Genomic DNA, 15393 nt, shown 5'->3' with positions numbered 1-15393 from the left:
GACGCTTGTCCAAGTAACTTGGTACACCTTTATTATAACAAAACACTCTCGTTTTGCAAGCGCTTTCTTTCATAAAGTAAATAAATTTTTTAATGATTATTTTACAAAAAGGACTAAGCCATCAAACGGCTTAGTCCTTCTGAACGATTCAATTACTTTTAAACGACAAGTAGGTGACGAAATACGAAATGAACTCCGAGTTCTTCGGACTCCGTTCACGCTCAGGTCGCCCTTCAAACATCTCATGGTCGCGCATGCCATTCTCCCACGCCGTCTTGATGGCGTGACGCATCGCCCGCTCTACACGTGACGAAGTCGTATCATGCTCTTTTGCGACCATCGGATACAATTCTTTCGTAATCAATCCAAGCAAATCTTGACGCTCGCGTACGTAAATGACGGCTTGGCGGATATACTTGAACCCTTTGATTCGAGGAGAAATCCCAAGCTGTTGGAGCAAGAGCGAAATTTCAATTTCGTCTGGAGACATTCCTTCGAATTCGCGATTCGCACCATCCGACAACTCACGAATTTTCGTCAACAGTTGTTGAATATTGAAAGGTTTGACGAGAAAGTAAGAGGCACCCAATTGAACCGCTTGTTTCGTCACTTCATCTTTTCCGAACGCACTCAACATGATCACTTCTGGCTTAGCATCTCCGAGCTCTTCATGTAAACGTTGCAATACTCCGATTCCATCCAAATGAGGCATGATAATATCGAGTAAGAGTACATCCGGTTGGTGTGTCTTGACGACCTCTAAGCATGCTTCACCATCGTGCGCTGTTCCAACGACACGGAGATCAGGCTCAGATTCTAGTTGTCGGCTCAACAAATCGACGATTTCTCGATTGTCGTCCGCAATACATAATGTAATCACTTATGACACTCCTTTGATGAACTTCTGTTTTACTTGCTGTGACATTTCGAGCAACTCTTCAACATGTTGCTTCGTCAAGTCTGTCATTTGAATACCCGCAATCATTCGACCTAGCTCGTCAATCCGGCTCTCACGGTCAAGAGTGGCAACGTTCGTCTTCGTCCGGTCGTTTGTTTCCGTCTTCGTGATGTAAAGGTGTTGATCTGCCATTGCAGCAACTTGCGCTAAATGCGTGATACACAGTACTTGCGAACCGACAGACAGACGGAAGATTTTTTCTCCCATTGCTTGTGCGACACGCCCTGATACTCCTGTATCAACTTCATCAAAGATAATCGATGCGACTCCCACCGTTCGGGAAAAGATTGATTTAAGGGCTAACATGACACGAGAAAGTTCACCACCTGAAGCCACTTTCGCAAGTGGCTTGAACGGTTCCCCGACGTTCGTCATCATATAAAATTCGACATCTTCAAGACCGTCTTGTTTTAATGGCGTCGTTCGGAATCGAACTTCAAACGCTGTTTTCTCCATATACAATTCTTTTAGTTCTCGATGGATGTCGTGCTGAAGGGACTCGGCCGCCGCTTTACGTGACGCTGACAGTCGTGCACCTGCCTCTTTTGCAACCTTCTCTAGTCGGACAAGGTCTTCTGACAGTGTTTGCAGCAACTCCTCACGATTCGTCATCGATTTTAATTCATCGGATACTTGTTCCCCGTAAGCGATGACTTCTTCGATTGTCGTGCCATATTTCCGCTTAAGCTGTTGGAACAACGCTAGACGTGACTCAATTTCATCCAACCGAATCGGATCGAACTCAAGTGAGTCGAGTTGATCCCGCAATTGAAACTTCGCATCTTCGAGCAAATAATAAGCATTCGAGATTGTTTCTGACACGGATGCGAGGGAAGAGGACAATTGAGAAGCTTCTTCCATCTCGCGCATTGCGACCCCGATTTGGTCAAGTCCGTTCGAATCTTCCGCGACCGCCTCATAAGACAGGCGAATGTGTTGATGAATGCGTTCAAAGTTCGCTAATTCATCCCGTTCTTCCATTAACGCCTGTTCCTCACCTGCCTTTAGTTCAGCCGCCTCAATCTCTTTTGTTTGAAACGATAGCAAATCCATGCGTTGTGCAAGCTCTTGTTCGCTTTGACTGAGTCGCTTCAGTTCATCCGCGACTTTTTTCCAGGATGCGTACGCTGTCTGATACTCCTCTAATAGTGGTCCGATTTCCTTTTCGGCATAATGATCGAGAATGCCCAAGTGAAATTCTGAGTCCATCAAGTGTTGATGTTCATGCTGACCATGGATATCGACAAGCAAGCGACCGAATTCACGTAGCGTGGAGAGTGGCATCATCTTCCCATTCACACGGCAGACGCTTTTCCCGCTACTATGTAAGTCTCGGCGCAAAATGACTGTCCCGTCCTCGATTTCAATGCCATATTGTTCGGCCGCCTCAATGACCGGATGATCCGATTCAACCATGAACATTCCTTCGATTTCGGCCTTATCCTGACCATAACGAACGAACTCGCTCGATCCACGTCCTCCAACAAGCAACCCAATCGCATCTAACAAAATCGATTTACCGGCACCTGTCTCACCTGTGAGAACGGTCATGCCCCGATTAAACGGAATGTTTAATTCGTCGATAATCGCAAACTGTTTGATTGATAGTTCTGCCAACATACGTACTTTCACCTCATAACATTCCGAGTAGTCGCTCGATGATTTGCTTCGCTTTCTCCTCATCGCGAGCAATCATGAGAATCGTGTCATCCCCACAAACTGTTCCAATTAATTCATCCCATGACAGATGGTCAATCAAGACGCCGATTGCATCCGCGTTACCTGGTAGTACTTTCATGACAACCAAGTTTTGAGCTGAGTCGACCGAGACGAAGCTGTCACCAAGGATGCGCTTCATTTTTCCGTATGGGTTAAAACGCTGATCCGCAGGCAAGCTGTATTTGTATCGTCCGTCATTCAAAGGAACTTTTACTAAATGTAACTCTTTAATATCCCGAGATACAGTCGCCTGTGTGACGGGATATCCTAGGCGACGAAGTTCGTCTACTAATTCATCTTGCGTTTCGATTTCACGATTCGTCACGATGTCTCGAATTTTAATCAATCGCTGTCCTTTATTCATAAGCGCTGACACCTCATTCTTCGTTTCACATACACATTATCATTCTAAAGTATTGTCGAAAAAAGGTCTAGCATTCCAGTGGGTATTTCCACCATTCCCCATCTCTTCTTCGTCGATAAGAAAAAGCTACAGACAAATCTGTCTGTAGCCATTGCTTATCCCTTTAGTTTGGCATGTGCCGCATCTACCACGTCTTCGATTCGTAGCGATGGTTCGATCCCGCCTACTCCCGTATAACGGGCGAATAAGAGGAATTCAATATTTCCGTCTCCACCCGTGATCGGGGAGTAATCCAATCCTTCGACGAAGAATCCTTCCGATGCAAAATAGCGAACCATATCACTCGCCACACGCTCATGTACGTCACGGTCTCGCACAATCCCTTTCTTTCCGACGTCGGCTTTACCGGCTTCGAATTGAGGTTTAACGAGCGCCATGACGACCCCTTCTTGCTTTAAAATCGCTTTAAGAGGTGGCACCATGAGACGAAGTGAGATGAAAGAAACATCGATCGTCGCAAAATCCGGTTTGACGGGGAATTGATCGGCTGTCGCATGACGGAAGTTCATCCGTTCCATAACGATGACGCGATCATCGCTGCGAAGCTTCCAGGCGAGCTGGTTGTAACCGACATCGACCGCATACATTTGTGTGGCCCCGTTTTGAAGCGCACAGTCTGTAAAGCCTCCCGTAGAGGAACCGATATCAATCCCTACACGACCTTGTACGTCGAGCGGAAATACTTGCAGAGCTTTCTCAAGCTTCAGTCCGCCTCGTCCGACGTACGGTAGAACTTGACCTTTCACTTCAAGAGGGATATCGTCAAACACTTTATCGCCTGCTTTATCCAGACGTTCGGTCCCGCTGTAGACAAGACCGGCCATGACGGCCCGTTTCGCCTTCTCTCGTGTTTCAGCGAGACCGCGTTCGACGAGTAGTACATCTAATCTTGTTTTCGTTCTTTTTTCCATAATCCCTCACACATTCTGTCGATTTGTCTCCATCACGAACCGTTCAATCGATTCCGCCATTTGGGCTGGTCGGAGACCAATCTCTTCTAAAAGTTGGTTGACACCGCCGTGCTCGATATATCGGTCTGGAATCCCGAGGCGTTGAATCCGCGGGAACGCTCCTGTTTCATTCGCATGTTCTAACACACTGCTTCCAAAGCCACCTGCGAGTGCCGCTTCTTCAAGTGTCACGAGCGGAATGCCTTCTGCATATAAAGAAGTGAGCATTGCATCATCGAGCGGTTTGATCGTACGACAATTGATGACACGCACACTGAGCTTACCTTCTAATAATGAACGTACTTCCAAAGCATCTTGAACTTGTGGTCCAAACGTCAAAATGGCGACATCCGTTCCTTCCGCCTCGACTTCCCAATCATCGAGCGAGATTTCTTGGAGCGTATCACTCATCGGCACGCCAATCCCTTCGCCACGAGGGAAGCGGATTGCGATCGGTCCATCATCATAACGAAGCGCTGAGTAAACGAGTTGTTGTAACTCTTCTTCATCTTTCGCCATCAAAATTCGAATGTTCGGTACGTGACGCATGAAGGCGATATCGAATACCCCTTGGTGCGTCTCTCCATCTGCCCCGACAAGTCCTGAACGGTCAATCGTGAATACAACGTTCAAGTTTTGACGACAAATGTCATGGACAAGTTGGTCGTACGCGCGCTGGAAGAATGTAGAGTAAATCGAGACGACCGGTTTCAAACCTTGTGTTGCCTGACCTCCCGCTAACGTTACCGCATGCTGCTCGGCAATCCCGACATCAAACATGCGTTCCGGGAATTTTTTCGTGAAGCAGTCGAGTTTTGAACCGACACTCATTGCAGGCGTGATCAACGTCACCCGCTCATCCGACTCTGCCACTCTCGTGATCGTCTCTGCGACGACTTTCGAATAGCTAGGTCCTTTCGGTTTTCCCTTGATCACTTCGCCTGACTCAATCTTGTAAGGTCCTAAACCGTGCCACGTTCCAACACCGTCTAACTCAGCGGGACGGTAACCCTTCCCTTTTTTCGTGATGACGTGAACGAGAACCGGTCCATCGATTTTTTTCGCATATTCGAGTGTCTCAAGCAAGTCTTTCAAATCGTGACCGTCTGTCGGTCCAAAGTAAGTGAAACCGAGTTCTTCAAAGAATGTGCCTGGAATGAGTGCAGACTTCAACAAATCTTTTACTCGCTCCCCACTTCGTTCGAGTGAATTGCCGACGAGTGGAATATGCTTGATGATTGATTCCATCTCTTCACGTGCATGTTTCAATTTGCGTGACGCACGGATTCGACCGAGCATATTATGCATCGCCCCAACGTTCGGCGCGATGGACATCTCATTGTCATTCAAGATGACAATGACATTCTGCTTCTCGGCACCAATATGGTTCAACGCCTCGAGGGCCATTCCTCCAGTTAATGCTCCATCGCCGATGATGGCAATGGCACGATCATTCGCACGTCCCTTTAACTCATTTGCGATCGCAATCCCCATTGCTGCTGAAAGCGACGTCGAACTGTGGCCAGTCTCCCATACATCATGTTCACTCTCACATCGTTTAGGAAAACCACATAATCCGTTGTATTGTCGAAGGGTATCAAACTGGCTCGTACGTCCTGTCAAAATTTTATGAACGTACGCCTGATGACCGACGTCCCATACAAGTTGGTCTTTCGGACTGTCAAATACACGGTGAAGGGCTAGCGTCAACTCCACAACTCCTAGGTTTGGCGCTAAATGCCCTCCCGTCACTGCCAATTTTTCAATCAAGAATCGTCTAATGTCTGAGCCGAGTGATTCGAGTTCGGTGACAGACATCCTTTTCAGGAATGACGGGTCTTGAATGGATGTCAAGTCCATAATGACCATCCTTTCTCCTCACAGTTTACTGATTCGTACCTTACATTTTACAAGAATGTGACGGTAGATGCCACACATTCCCCAAAACAAAGGTGACACGATGTGCTCATCGTGTCACCGGGGTCAATGATTTCGTTTCACCACAAACGCCAACAAGTCTAATAATAGCGGAGCTTGAATCGAAAGTGACTCGATGGCAAAGGTCGCTGCCTCTACTTCTGCATCGAGCGCACGCTTAGCCCCGTCTAATCCGAGCAGTTTCGGATACGTCGTTTTTTCATTCTCTTCATCCGAACCGACACGTTTCCCGATTGTCTGCTCGTCTCCGACGACATCCAAAATATCGTCTTGTATCTGGAACGCGATACCAAGATGTCGACCGAATTGTTTTAATTGGGTCCGATCTTCCTCCGACACACCGGCCAGAATCCCACCCGCTTCAAGCGCATAGACGAGCAGTGCACCTGTCTTTCGTTCATGAATTGACTGGAGTTCCTGTAACGTGACGTCACTCCGTTTCTCAGCGAGCATATCGTCCAACTGACCGCCGACCATGCCAGAGCTACCAGCTGCTAGACCGAAAACGCGAATGATTTCGACGATTTCTTCAGCAGGGAGAGACATTTGTGTGAGAATGCGAAACGCATCCGTCAAAAGCGCATCTCCTGCTAAAATAGCAGTCGCCTCATCAAACTGTCGGTGACTCGTCGGTCGACCCCGGCGAAGATCATCATCATCCATCGCCGGCAAGTCATCGTGAATGAGCGAATATGTATGGACCATCTCGAGCGTCGCCGCAACCTCACTGCCTCGCTCGAGTGGAACACCGTACGTTTCTAGAACAGCATAGACAAGCGCGGGACGGATTCGTTTTCCGCCCGCTTCTAGAGAATAGACCATCGCATCGCGAAGTCGCGTCGGCATGTCACTCGCCTCAATGAGCGAACGCATCGATTCCTCGACAGTTCGCTTCCACTTGTTTAAATCATCCGTGCGGTTCATGCAGACCCTCCTTTTTCACGAAGGGTACCGTCTAACTCGAGTATTTCGTCCATTTTCTTTTCAGCGGCCGAGAGTTTTGTCTGGCACAAAGCAGATAACCGGACACCTTCTTCATATAAAGTCATCGCTTCCTCTAACGGTACGTCACCGGTTTCGAGTTGCGCGACAATCTGTTCGAGTCGTTCAAGTGCCGCTTCAAATGTCTGTTCTTGTTTCGTCACCAACAATCCTCTCCTTCACTTCAGCGACAGCATGACCGTCCCGAAAACGAATCGAGATGTTCCCATCGCGTAATTCTTTCACATTTTGCACATATGCTCCATCTTGTTCAATGAAGGTGTAGCCCCGTGATAGGACGGCGAGCGGACTGACCGCATGCAATCTTCCTACCTGTTGTGTAAATTGTCGTTTTGATTGTTCTAATGGTTTCGTCCGACGAAGTCGATCGACCATTTGATTGACCTGTTCTCCTTGTTGCGACAAGGTTCTTGAGAACCGTTTCACATCAAGCTGTTGTGACAACTGACGGAGTTGATGAGTCGCTTCGGAAAGATGTCGCTTCATCCCTTGCTCAAGGCGAATCTCCGATTGTGCAAAACGTTCTCGTTTTTGAGAAATCGTATAACGTGGTGATTTCAAGCCATAACTATTAATCATCCGGTCTACACGGTTCCGAGAATCATCGAGTTGAATCCTGACGGCTTTATGCAGATGGTTGTCTAGACGCTCTACATCTTTCCGTTGGGCGTCAATCATCGCTGTGGCGAGTTCGGCTGCCGCTGTCGGAGTTGCGGCCCGAACATCTGCGACAAAATCAGCGAGCGTATAATCTGTCTCGTGACCGACAGCAGAGATGATCGGGATGGTCGACGCATAGATGGCTTCGACCACGACATCCTCATTAAACGCCCACAATTCCTCAATCGAGCCGCCACCACGGCCGACGATGAGTACATCACAGTCGGTCCGTTCATTCATCCAACGAATGGCAGATGCCACTTGTGGGGCAGCCATTTCGCCCTGTACGGCCACAGGGGCGAATGTGATGGCAACGTGGGGCGCACGACGCCGAAGTGTGGTCGCGATATCATGTAACGCTGCCCCTTTCGGAGATGTAACAATTCCGATCCGCTCAGGAAACGTCGGAAGGAGTTGTTTTCGGTCTACATCAAACCAACCCTTCTCCTCAAGTTCACGTTTTCTCGCCTCATACTGTTCGTATAATAAACCGATTCCGTCTTGACGCATCAGTTCGACGTACAATTGAACGTCACCGGTCGCTTCATACATAGTCACTCTTGAGACGGCGATGACCTTCATTCCATCTTTCGGTTCGAATTGAAGCTGTTTCGCATCTCGAGAGAACATGACGGCTTTCATGCGGGACGCATCATCTTTCAAGGTGAAATAACAATGACCAGATGAATAGCGTTTAAAATTCGAGATCTCACCGATGACCGCGACTTGTCGAAGCAAGACATCATCATCGAGTTGTCGCTTCACATATCGAACAACTTCGGAGACCGGAAGTGGATTAGCCACGTGACGCTACCTCGACCGTGTTGTGCATAAGCATCGTGATCGTCATTGGACCGACACCGCCAGGAACCGGTGTAATCGCACTCGCCTTCTCTTTAACGGCCTCATAGTCGACGTCGCCAACGAGACGACCTTCGACACGGTTGACGCCGACGTCGATGACGATCGCACCAGGTTTGACCATGTCCGCAGTAACGAGACTTGCACGCCCAACTGCGACAATTAAGATGTCTGCCTGTCGCGTCATTTCTCCAAGGTCTTTCGTTTTCGAGTGACAGTACGTGACCGTAGCAGATTCATTCAAGAACAACATGCCGACTGGTTTTCCGACGATTTGACTGCGACCGACGACCACGACGTGTTTCCCAGCAATCTCAGTTTGTGTCTTTGCGAGATGCAAAATGCCGTGTGGTGTACATGGAAGCAACGTATCAAGACCGAGCATCATCTTTCCGACGTTTTCAGGATGGAAGCCGTCTACATCCTTCTCAGGAGAGATACGCATGATGACTCGTGATTCGTCAATGTGTTTTGGTAGTGGGAGTTGCACGAGAATCCCGTGTACTTCCTCATCCTCATTCATCAAGTCAATCAAGTCGAGCAATTCTTTCTCGCTAATCGTTTCATCAAAACGGAGCACTTGTGAATCGATTCCGATTTCTTGTGCTGCCCGTTCTTTCCCGCGTACATAGCTATGACTTGCTGGGTCATCCCCAATCAATACTACTTTCAATTTCGGTACGATGTTGCGTGCACGAAGTGCTGTCACACGCTCTTTTAACGTTTCTCGATATGATGCTGCCACTTGTTTCCCGTCGATCACTACTGCCATCTCTCTCATCCCCCGTTGTCTTTAGGTTTTTCTGTAGTTGGTCTGGTGTCTTATCTCTATTTTTTAGTCTTCTTTAATAATGTTGCCGAGTACGCCATTCACGAGCTTACCGGCTTCTTCGTCTCCGAACGATTTCGCGAGTTCGACCGCCTCGTTGATCGTAACGTTCTCTGGGATCGTTTCGACGTATAGCAATTCAAACGTCGCCATACGTAAAATCGTACGTTCGACATTCCCTAGACGATCCAAGCGCCAGTTTTTCAAGTTTTCGACGAGCAAAGCGTCAATATCCTCTTGATGCTCTAGCGTTCCTGTGACGAGTTGTTCGTAAAACGGATCAGACTCTTGCCCGTCCAATGCGAATTCGATGGCTTCGTCCACCTCTAATTTAGATACTTCGATTTGAAAAAGCGTTTGAATCGCTTTCTCTCGTGCTTCATGACGTTTCATTCAGTTACTCTCCTTTTACATGCTTTCATTGTGATAGTTTAGCATAAAGCACTCATAAATTCAGTACAAAAAACCAGGAAGCCGAAATAATGTTCGGGCTTCCTGGTTGTTGTTATTTCGCCAATGACATTTCTTTTTCGACAAATTTCGTGTCGAATGTACCGATTCGGAACTGTTCATGTGCCATCACTTGTTGATGGAACGAAATCGTCGTTTTGATTCCCGAAACCGTAAACTCGTCTAAAGCGCGTAACATCTTTAAAATCGCCTCGTCGCGCGTCGGCGCATGTACGATCAATTTGGCGACCATCGAGTCGTAGAACGGAGGAATCATCGCTCCTGCATATAGACCGCTGTCCACTCGAACGCCCATACCACCTGGGACGATGTATTGATCGATTTTCCCCGCCATCGGACGGAAGTCCATGAACGGGTCTTCTGCGTTGATCCGGCATTCAATCGAATGTCCAGAGAACGTGATGTCTTCTTGAGAGATGGCGAGCGGATGCCCGAGTGCCACTTCTAATTGTGCTTGCACGAGATCGAATCCGGTGATCATCTCCGTGACCGGGTGCTCGACTTGAATCCGCGTATTCATTTCCATGAAATAGAACTCATTGGATTCTGGAACATAGATGAACTCGATTGTCCCCGCTCCAGAATATTGAATCGCTTTCGCCGCTTTGACTGCCGCATCTCCCATCATTTGACGTGTTGCTTCGTCAATTGCAGGTGATGGCGCTTCTTCAACGAGCTTCTGCATCCGTCGTTGAATCGTGCAATCACGCTCGCCTAAATGAATCACATTCCCGAATTGGTCAGCGAGAACTTGCACTTCTACGTGACGGAACGACTCTATAAATTTCTCAAGATACACGTCTCCGTTACCGAACGCCTGCTTCGCCTCTTTGCGTGTAGCGACCAACCCTTGGATGAGTTCGTCTTCGTTTTGGGCGACCCGAATACCGCGTCCCCCACCACCTGCCGTCGCCTTGATGATGACCGGATAGCCCATCTCGCGCGCGAGTTCTACGGCCTCTTCATCCGTGACGACACCGCTAGAACCCGGGACGACCGGCACACCTGACTCAATCATCGTTCGTTTGGCCTCATCCTTGATTCCCATCTTGCGGATGGCATAGCTACTCGGCCCGACAAATTGGATGCCACACGCCTCACACATCTCGGCAAATTCAGCATTTTCAGCTAAAAATCCGTATCCAGGGTGTACCATCGTCGCGTCCACGGCACATGCGACCGACAAGATGTTCGGAATATTCAAATACGAGTCTTTTGACGGGTTTGGTCCGATACAGTATGCTTCGTCGGCCAAATGAACATGTAACGCTTCACGGTCTGCTTCTGAAAAAACAGCGACCGTCGGAATATTCAATTCTTTTGCAGCACGTATGATTCGAACCGCGATTTCTCCACGGTTAGCGATTAATAATTTCATAACGACCTCACTTCACGCTGAAGAGCGGTTGACCGAATTCGACGAGATCGCCATCTGCGACGAGCACTTCTACGATTTCGCCACTGATTTCCGCTTCGACATCGTTAAACAGTTTCATCGCCTCTAGAATACAGACAATTTGTCTTGACTCCACTCGATCACCTACGTTGACGAAGGCTTCTTTATCCGGAGCTGGACGGGAATAAAACGTTCCGACCATTGGAGAGGTGATTGTACGGTAAGACGCTTGTTCTGGCGTCGATTGTTCTTTATGTTCTTCTGCTTGAGGAGCAGGCGCAGGTGGCGTGATTGCTTGTGTCTGCATCACAGGCGCGCTCATGACCGCTTGCGCTTCTTTCTTTAATGACAGTTTGAAATCAGATGTTTCAAGCTCCATCTCATGAACCGTTGACTGGTCCAATAATTGAATGAGCTCTTTGATTTGATCGATTTGCATCTTTCTTACCCCCTGTTTATACCTGGTACTAATCTCCTCTTCACTATAACTGGTCAGACCAATGAATGCAATGAGAAAAAAAGAGTGCCCATTCATTCGAATGAACACTCTGTCAGATTAACCGTTGTAACGACCCATGAACTCTCCAGTACGTGTATCAACCGTCACTTTTTCACCTGGCTCGATGAAAAGTGGTACTTGAATCACATGACCTGTTTCAACTGTCGCGTTTTTCTTCACGTTCGATGCTGTGTCCCCTTTGACGCCTGGGTCTGCTTCGATGATTGTCAATACGACGCTTGTCGGAAGCTCGATTCCAAGAATCTCGCCATTGTAGTCCGCGATGCTGACTTCCATGTTTTCAAGCATGTAAGGAAGCGCTGCTTTCACTTGTTCGCTCGTCAACTCAAGTTGCTCGTATGATTCATTGTCCATGAAGACATACGTGTCACCCATTGGATAAAGGTATTGCATACGCTTACGCTCGATGTGTGCACGTTCGATTTTTTCTCCACCGCGGAACGTTGTTTCTTGGATCGCTCCGTTGCGCAAGTTACGCATTTTTGTACGAACGAATGCTGCACCTTTACCTGGTTTTACGTGTTGGAATTCGATGACTTGCCAAATCGAACCGTCAGATGTTTTGACTGTCAATCCTGTTTTTAAATCGTTAACTGATACCATGTTGATTTCCTCCTAAATTCAGACGAGACTCAAGCCTCAATCGTAATTAACTCTTTTGGCGACTGCGTCAGACGGTAACATCCGTCTTCCGTAACGACGACATCGTCCTCAATTCGGCAACCGCCGACACCGTTAATGTAAATACCCGGTTCAATCGTGACGACCATCCCTGGCTCGAGTACTGTTTCCGAGCGGAATGATAATCCAGGTGCCTCGTGCACTTCCATGCCAAGACCATGACCTGTCGAGTGGCCGAAGTATTCACCATATCCTGCTTCTTTGATAATGTCTCGTGTCAATGCGTCAGCTTCAATCCCTGTGATGCCAGCACGTGTACCTTCCACACCAGCGAGTTGGGCACGAAGCACTGTGTCATAGATTTGACGCAACTCGTCCGAAATCGGTCCTACTGCGAGTGTACGCGTAATATCTGAGCAGTACCCTTTATAGTAAGCACCAAAATCAAGTGTGACAAGTTCGCCAGATTCGATGACCTTATCGCTCGCAACGCCGTGCGGAAGTGCCGAGCGGAGACCAGAGGCAACGATCATATCGAACGATGACGAATCAGCACCTTTTGAGCGCATGAACATTTCGAGTTCGTTTGCGACTTCTCTCTCGGTACGACCCGGACGAATGAATGTCTGGATATGTGCATACGCTGCATCAGCGATTGCCGCAGCTTCCTTCATAATCTTAATCTCTGATTCATCCTTAATCAAGCGCAGTTTTTCAACGATTCCAGACGTCTCGATCAGATTTGCATCCACTTCTTTTTCATAAGCGCGATATTGACCGACTGTCATCGCGTCTTGCTCGATTCCAAGGCGTGCGATTGACTCACGTGACACAACATCTGCTACCGATTTGATGAGTGACGTATCAAGTTCAATGATGTCATACCCTTTTACTTGATCGTTCGCCTGTTCCGTGTAACGGAAGTCTGTGATAAAGCTTGCAGATTTCGCCTTGATAACGATCACACCACTTGATCCAGTGAAGCCTGATAAGTAACGGATGTTCTCCCGTTTTGTGACGAGCAATGCGTCAATCTCGTTTGCCTCTAACTGTGCTTGCAGTTTGTTTACGCGTTCAATCATGTCGATTCCTCCAATGTTCGATTAATGCATGCAGTGCCAACGTGTAACTCGTCAGTCCGAAGCCGGTAATGACACCTAAACAAACGCCTGCGAGTTTTGACTCGTGGCGAAACGTTTCTCTGGCATGCACGTTCGAGATATGTACTTCAACGACCGGGGCAGCGATTGCAGATATGGCATCGCGAATCGCGATCGATGTATGCGTATAAGCACCCGCGTTCAAAATGACACCTTCATAGTCGTAGGCATCATGTAGCGCATCAATCAACGCTCCTTCGTGATTGGATTGAATGAAAGTGAGTTCGACGTCATCCGGTGCAGCAAGCATCAATTCGGCAGCTAAACCTTTTAACGACACGTCCCCATACACGTCCGGTTCACGGCGACCCAATAAATTTAAATTCGGACCATTCAACACTAGAATCCGCAATCTTCTTCCCCCTCGTTCGTCAAGTCTTATCTATTGTAACAAATTTATCGAAAGAACGTGAATCGAGCCTTCCGCCCTTTCGTTTTTTTTATAAATCGCGGTATAATTCAAGTACAACTCTGTAAGAATCGAGGAAAGTGAATGAATTCTAAACCAAACATTCCTGTCGGAGGACAGGCACTCGTGGAAGGCGTCATGTTCCAAGGCCGCTCCGAGAGCGCATCCGCCATTCGGCGAAAAGACGGTTCCATCGAAACGTTCGAGCAAGCGCGCATCCTCGTCCCGTGGGTCCAATCGTTGAAAAAGGTACCGTTTTTGAGAGGGATTGTCGCATTATATGAATCCTTGAAGAACGGATCAGCGCATATGAATTTTGCAAGCGATCGTTATGACGTCGACCCGAGTGAAGATGTCAATACGAACGAGGAACAGAAGCAGAGCATGTGGATGATTGCTTTCATTGCCATCATCGGTGTGATTTCCTATGTCTTTGGGAAGTTGATTTTTAACGTGACTCCAGCTCTTCTCGCCTCGATGTTTCAAGACGTGCCGTTATTTTCCGGACACGTGGTTCAAAATCTTCTTGAAGGGGGAATAAAATTAGTATTGTTGCTCAGTTACCTCTATCTGATATCGTTGACGCCACTCATTAAACGCGTCTTCCAGTATCATGGGGCTGAACACAAGGTCATCAACTGTTATGAGTCCGGACGTCCGATTACGGTCGAACAAGTTCGAAAGAGCTCACGTCTTCATTACCGTTGTGGGTCGAGCTTCATTTTGTTCACCGTTTTCGTCGGGATTGGCGTGTATATGATCGTCCCAATCGATCCACTTTGGCTACGACTCGTCAGCCGAATCGCGCTCTTACCTGTCGTCATCGGAATCTCATTTGAAGTCCTACAATTCACCAATCGTTTCCGTGAACATCGTTTCCTTTCATTCCTTGGAAAACCGGGTCTGTCACTCCAACTATTGACGACTCGAGAGCCGAGCGATGAACAGATTCAAGTCGCAATCGAAGCATTCGAGACATGGGAACGTAAAGAGTTAGGAGAATCGGTCATTCATAGAGAGGGATAAGAGGAGGAAGCACCATGATCAGACAAAGAATTGGTTCGACTGCTGCAACAATCGTGTTTATCTTAGGCTTCATCGGGGTCGGCCATATGCTCGCCACCGATCCCGGTCGATTATTTAGACAATTGTTGTTCATCGGGATATTCGGGTTAGTCTTTTATGTGATCTACCGCGTTTTCATCGGACGACGTATGTCCCCAGAGGATATGCGCTATCGTAAAACCGCTCAAGCCTCTAAGAAACGGATGCAAGGGAACCGTGGACCTCAAGTCAAACCTTCCGCATCCGTGAAGAATAAGAAACACAAGAAGCCGGGATCAAATGTCACGAAGTTGTCCAAACGATCGAACGGACATCGAAGCAATCCCCCGCACCTCACCGTGATCGAAGGAAAAAAAGGGAAGAAGAAAAAGAAAGCCAACATGTAAAAAGGAGCGCCGCGGCGCTCCTTT

At 47.9% G+C, this 15393-nt stretch carries 17 protein-coding genes; 2 read left to right on the top strand and 15 right to left on the bottom strand.

The window, feature by feature from the left end; all coding sequences use genetic code 11:
• Positions 1–148: 148 nt before the first annotated feature.
• The 15 genes from spo0A to aroQ all read right to left on the bottom strand — a co-directional run bounded on the left by spo0A (position 149) and on the right by aroQ (position 13861).
• A complete protein-coding gene (spo0A, locus tag ACQKD4_RS05220; RefSeq protein WP_427372655.1) occupies positions 149–880 on the bottom strand; it encodes a sporulation transcription factor Spo0A in 732 nt (243 codons plus the stop codon).
• Positions 881–2578 (bottom strand): DNA repair protein RecN, encoded by a 1698-nt coding sequence (recN, locus tag ACQKD4_RS05215; RefSeq protein WP_427372654.1) that lies wholly within the window; start codon positions 2576–2578, stop codon positions 881–883.
• A 13-nt stretch (positions 2579–2591) separates the two neighbouring features.
• Positions 2592–3041 (bottom strand): transcriptional regulator AhrC/ArgR, encoded by a 450-nt coding sequence (ahrC, locus tag ACQKD4_RS05210; RefSeq protein WP_074033294.1) that lies wholly within the window; start codon positions 3039–3041, stop codon positions 2592–2594.
• 155 nt (positions 3042–3196) lie between these two features.
• Entirely contained in the window at positions 3197–4012 is an 816-nt protein-coding gene (locus tag ACQKD4_RS05205) for a TlyA family RNA methyltransferase (RefSeq protein ID WP_427372653.1), read from the bottom strand.
• A gap of 6 nt (positions 4013–4018) precedes the next feature.
• Complete coding sequence (dxs, locus tag ACQKD4_RS05200; protein ID WP_427372652.1) at positions 4019–5911, bottom strand: 1-deoxy-D-xylulose-5-phosphate synthase; 1893 nt, start codon at positions 5909–5911, stop codon at positions 4019–4021.
• A 123-nt stretch (positions 5912–6034) separates the two neighbouring features.
• Positions 6035–6913, bottom strand: a complete 879-nt coding sequence (locus tag ACQKD4_RS05195) for a polyprenyl synthetase family protein (protein ID WP_427372651.1) — start codon at positions 6911–6913, stop codon at positions 6035–6037.
• On the bottom strand, positions 6910–7134 hold the full coding sequence (gene xseB / locus ACQKD4_RS05190) for an exodeoxyribonuclease VII small subunit (protein ID WP_074033298.1): 225 nt from the start codon (positions 7132–7134) through the stop codon (positions 6910–6912). Before xseB ends, ACQKD4_RS05195 begins: the two co-directional genes overlap by 4 nt.
• Positions 7109–8455, bottom strand: a complete 1347-nt coding sequence (gene xseA, locus ACQKD4_RS05185; RefSeq protein WP_427372650.1) for an exodeoxyribonuclease VII large subunit — start codon at positions 8453–8455, stop codon at positions 7109–7111. The genes xseB and xseA overlap by 26 nt, the downstream gene beginning before the upstream one ends.
• Entirely contained in the window at positions 8448–9284 is an 837-nt protein-coding gene (gene folD / locus ACQKD4_RS05180; RefSeq protein WP_427372649.1) for a bifunctional methylenetetrahydrofolate dehydrogenase/methenyltetrahydrofolate cyclohydrolase FolD, read from the bottom strand. The genes xseA and folD overlap by 8 nt, the downstream gene beginning before the upstream one ends.
• A 63-nt stretch (positions 9285–9347) precedes the next feature.
• Positions 9348–9734: a transcription antitermination factor NusB gene (gene nusB / locus ACQKD4_RS05175; RefSeq protein ID WP_214692966.1), complete on the bottom strand. Its 387-nt coding sequence runs from the start codon at positions 9732–9734 to the stop codon at positions 9348–9350.
• A 112-nt stretch (positions 9735–9846) separates the two neighbouring features.
• On the bottom strand, positions 9847–11190 hold the full coding sequence (gene accC / locus ACQKD4_RS05170; RefSeq protein ID WP_427372648.1) for an acetyl-CoA carboxylase biotin carboxylase subunit: 1344 nt from the start codon (positions 11188–11190) through the stop codon (positions 9847–9849).
• 7 nt (positions 11191–11197) lie between these two features.
• Positions 11198–11647 (bottom strand): acetyl-CoA carboxylase biotin carboxyl carrier protein, encoded by a 450-nt coding sequence (accB, locus tag ACQKD4_RS05165; RefSeq protein WP_427372647.1) that lies wholly within the window; start codon positions 11645–11647, stop codon positions 11198–11200.
• A 117-nt stretch (positions 11648–11764) separates the two neighbouring features.
• Positions 11765–12331 (bottom strand): elongation factor P, encoded by a 567-nt coding sequence (gene efp, locus ACQKD4_RS05160; protein ID WP_214820223.1) that lies wholly within the window; start codon positions 12329–12331, stop codon positions 11765–11767.
• Between the two features lie 29 nt (positions 12332–12360).
• Positions 12361–13428 (bottom strand): M24 family metallopeptidase, encoded by a 1068-nt coding sequence (locus ACQKD4_RS05155; protein WP_427373269.1) that lies wholly within the window; start codon positions 13426–13428, stop codon positions 12361–12363.
• Entirely contained in the window at positions 13424–13861 is a 438-nt protein-coding gene (gene aroQ / locus ACQKD4_RS05150) for a type II 3-dehydroquinate dehydratase (RefSeq protein ID WP_427372646.1), read from the bottom strand. The genes ACQKD4_RS05155 and aroQ overlap by 5 nt, the downstream gene beginning before the upstream one ends.
• A gap of 141 nt (positions 13862–14002) precedes the next feature.
• Between aroQ and ACQKD4_RS05145 the strand changes: the two genes are divergently transcribed.
• Positions 14003–14944 (top strand): DUF1385 domain-containing protein, encoded by a 942-nt coding sequence (locus ACQKD4_RS05145; RefSeq protein ID WP_427372645.1) that lies wholly within the window; start codon positions 14003–14005, stop codon positions 14942–14944.
• Positions 14945–14958: 14 nt separating this feature from the next.
• Positions 14959–15369: an SA1362 family protein gene (locus tag ACQKD4_RS05140; protein WP_214748021.1), complete on the top strand. Its 411-nt coding sequence runs from the start codon at positions 14959–14961 to the stop codon at positions 15367–15369.
• Positions 15370–15393: the final 24 nt, after the last annotated feature.

The sequence above is a fragment of the Exiguobacterium sp. NPDC077395 genome (assembly GCF_050269125.1).
Taxonomy (GTDB): Bacteria; Bacillota; Bacilli; order Exiguobacteriales; family Exiguobacteriaceae; genus Exiguobacterium; species Exiguobacterium aestuarii_A.
This window is presented reverse-complemented; position numbering and strand designations above follow the sequence as displayed.

Excerpts from the sequence above, each read along its gene's own strand:
- accB (WP_427372647.1), bottom strand. The coding sequence starts at position 11,647 with ATGCAAATCGATCAAATCAAAGAGCTCATTCAATTATTGGACCAGTCA.
- recN (WP_427372654.1), bottom strand. The coding sequence starts at position 2,578 with ATGTTGGCAGAACTATCAATCAAACAGTTTGCGATTATCGACGAATTA.
- dxs (WP_427372652.1), bottom strand. The coding sequence starts at position 5,911 with ATGGACTTGACATCCATTCAAGACCCGTCATTCCTGAAAAGGATGTCT.
- ACQKD4_RS05205 (WP_427372653.1), bottom strand. The coding sequence starts at position 4,012 with ATGGAAAAAAGAACGAAAACAAGATTAGATGTACTACTCGTCGAACGC.
- ACQKD4_RS05145 (WP_427372645.1), top strand. The coding sequence starts at position 14,003 with ATGAATTCTAAACCAAACATTCCTGTCGGAGGACAGGCACTCGTGGAA.
- folD (WP_427372649.1), bottom strand. The coding sequence starts at position 9,284 with ATGGCAGTAGTGATCGACGGGAAACAAGTGGCAGCATCATATCGAGAA.
- ACQKD4_RS05195 (WP_427372651.1), bottom strand. The coding sequence starts at position 6,913 with ATGAACCGCACGGATGATTTAAACAAGTGGAAGCGAACTGTCGAGGAA.
- ahrC (WP_074033294.1), bottom strand. The coding sequence starts at position 3,041 with ATGAATAAAGGACAGCGATTGATTAAAATTCGAGACATCGTGACGAAT.
- accC (WP_427372648.1), bottom strand. The coding sequence starts at position 11,190 with ATGAAATTATTAATCGCTAACCGTGGAGAAATCGCGGTTCGAATCATA.
- efp (WP_214820223.1), bottom strand. The coding sequence starts at position 12,331 with ATGGTATCAGTTAACGATTTAAAAACAGGATTGACAGTCAAAACATCT.
- nusB (WP_214692966.1), bottom strand. The coding sequence starts at position 9,734 with ATGAAACGTCATGAAGCACGAGAGAAAGCGATTCAAACGCTTTTTCAA.
- ACQKD4_RS05140 (WP_214748021.1), top strand. The coding sequence starts at position 14,959 with ATGATCAGACAAAGAATTGGTTCGACTGCTGCAACAATCGTGTTTATC.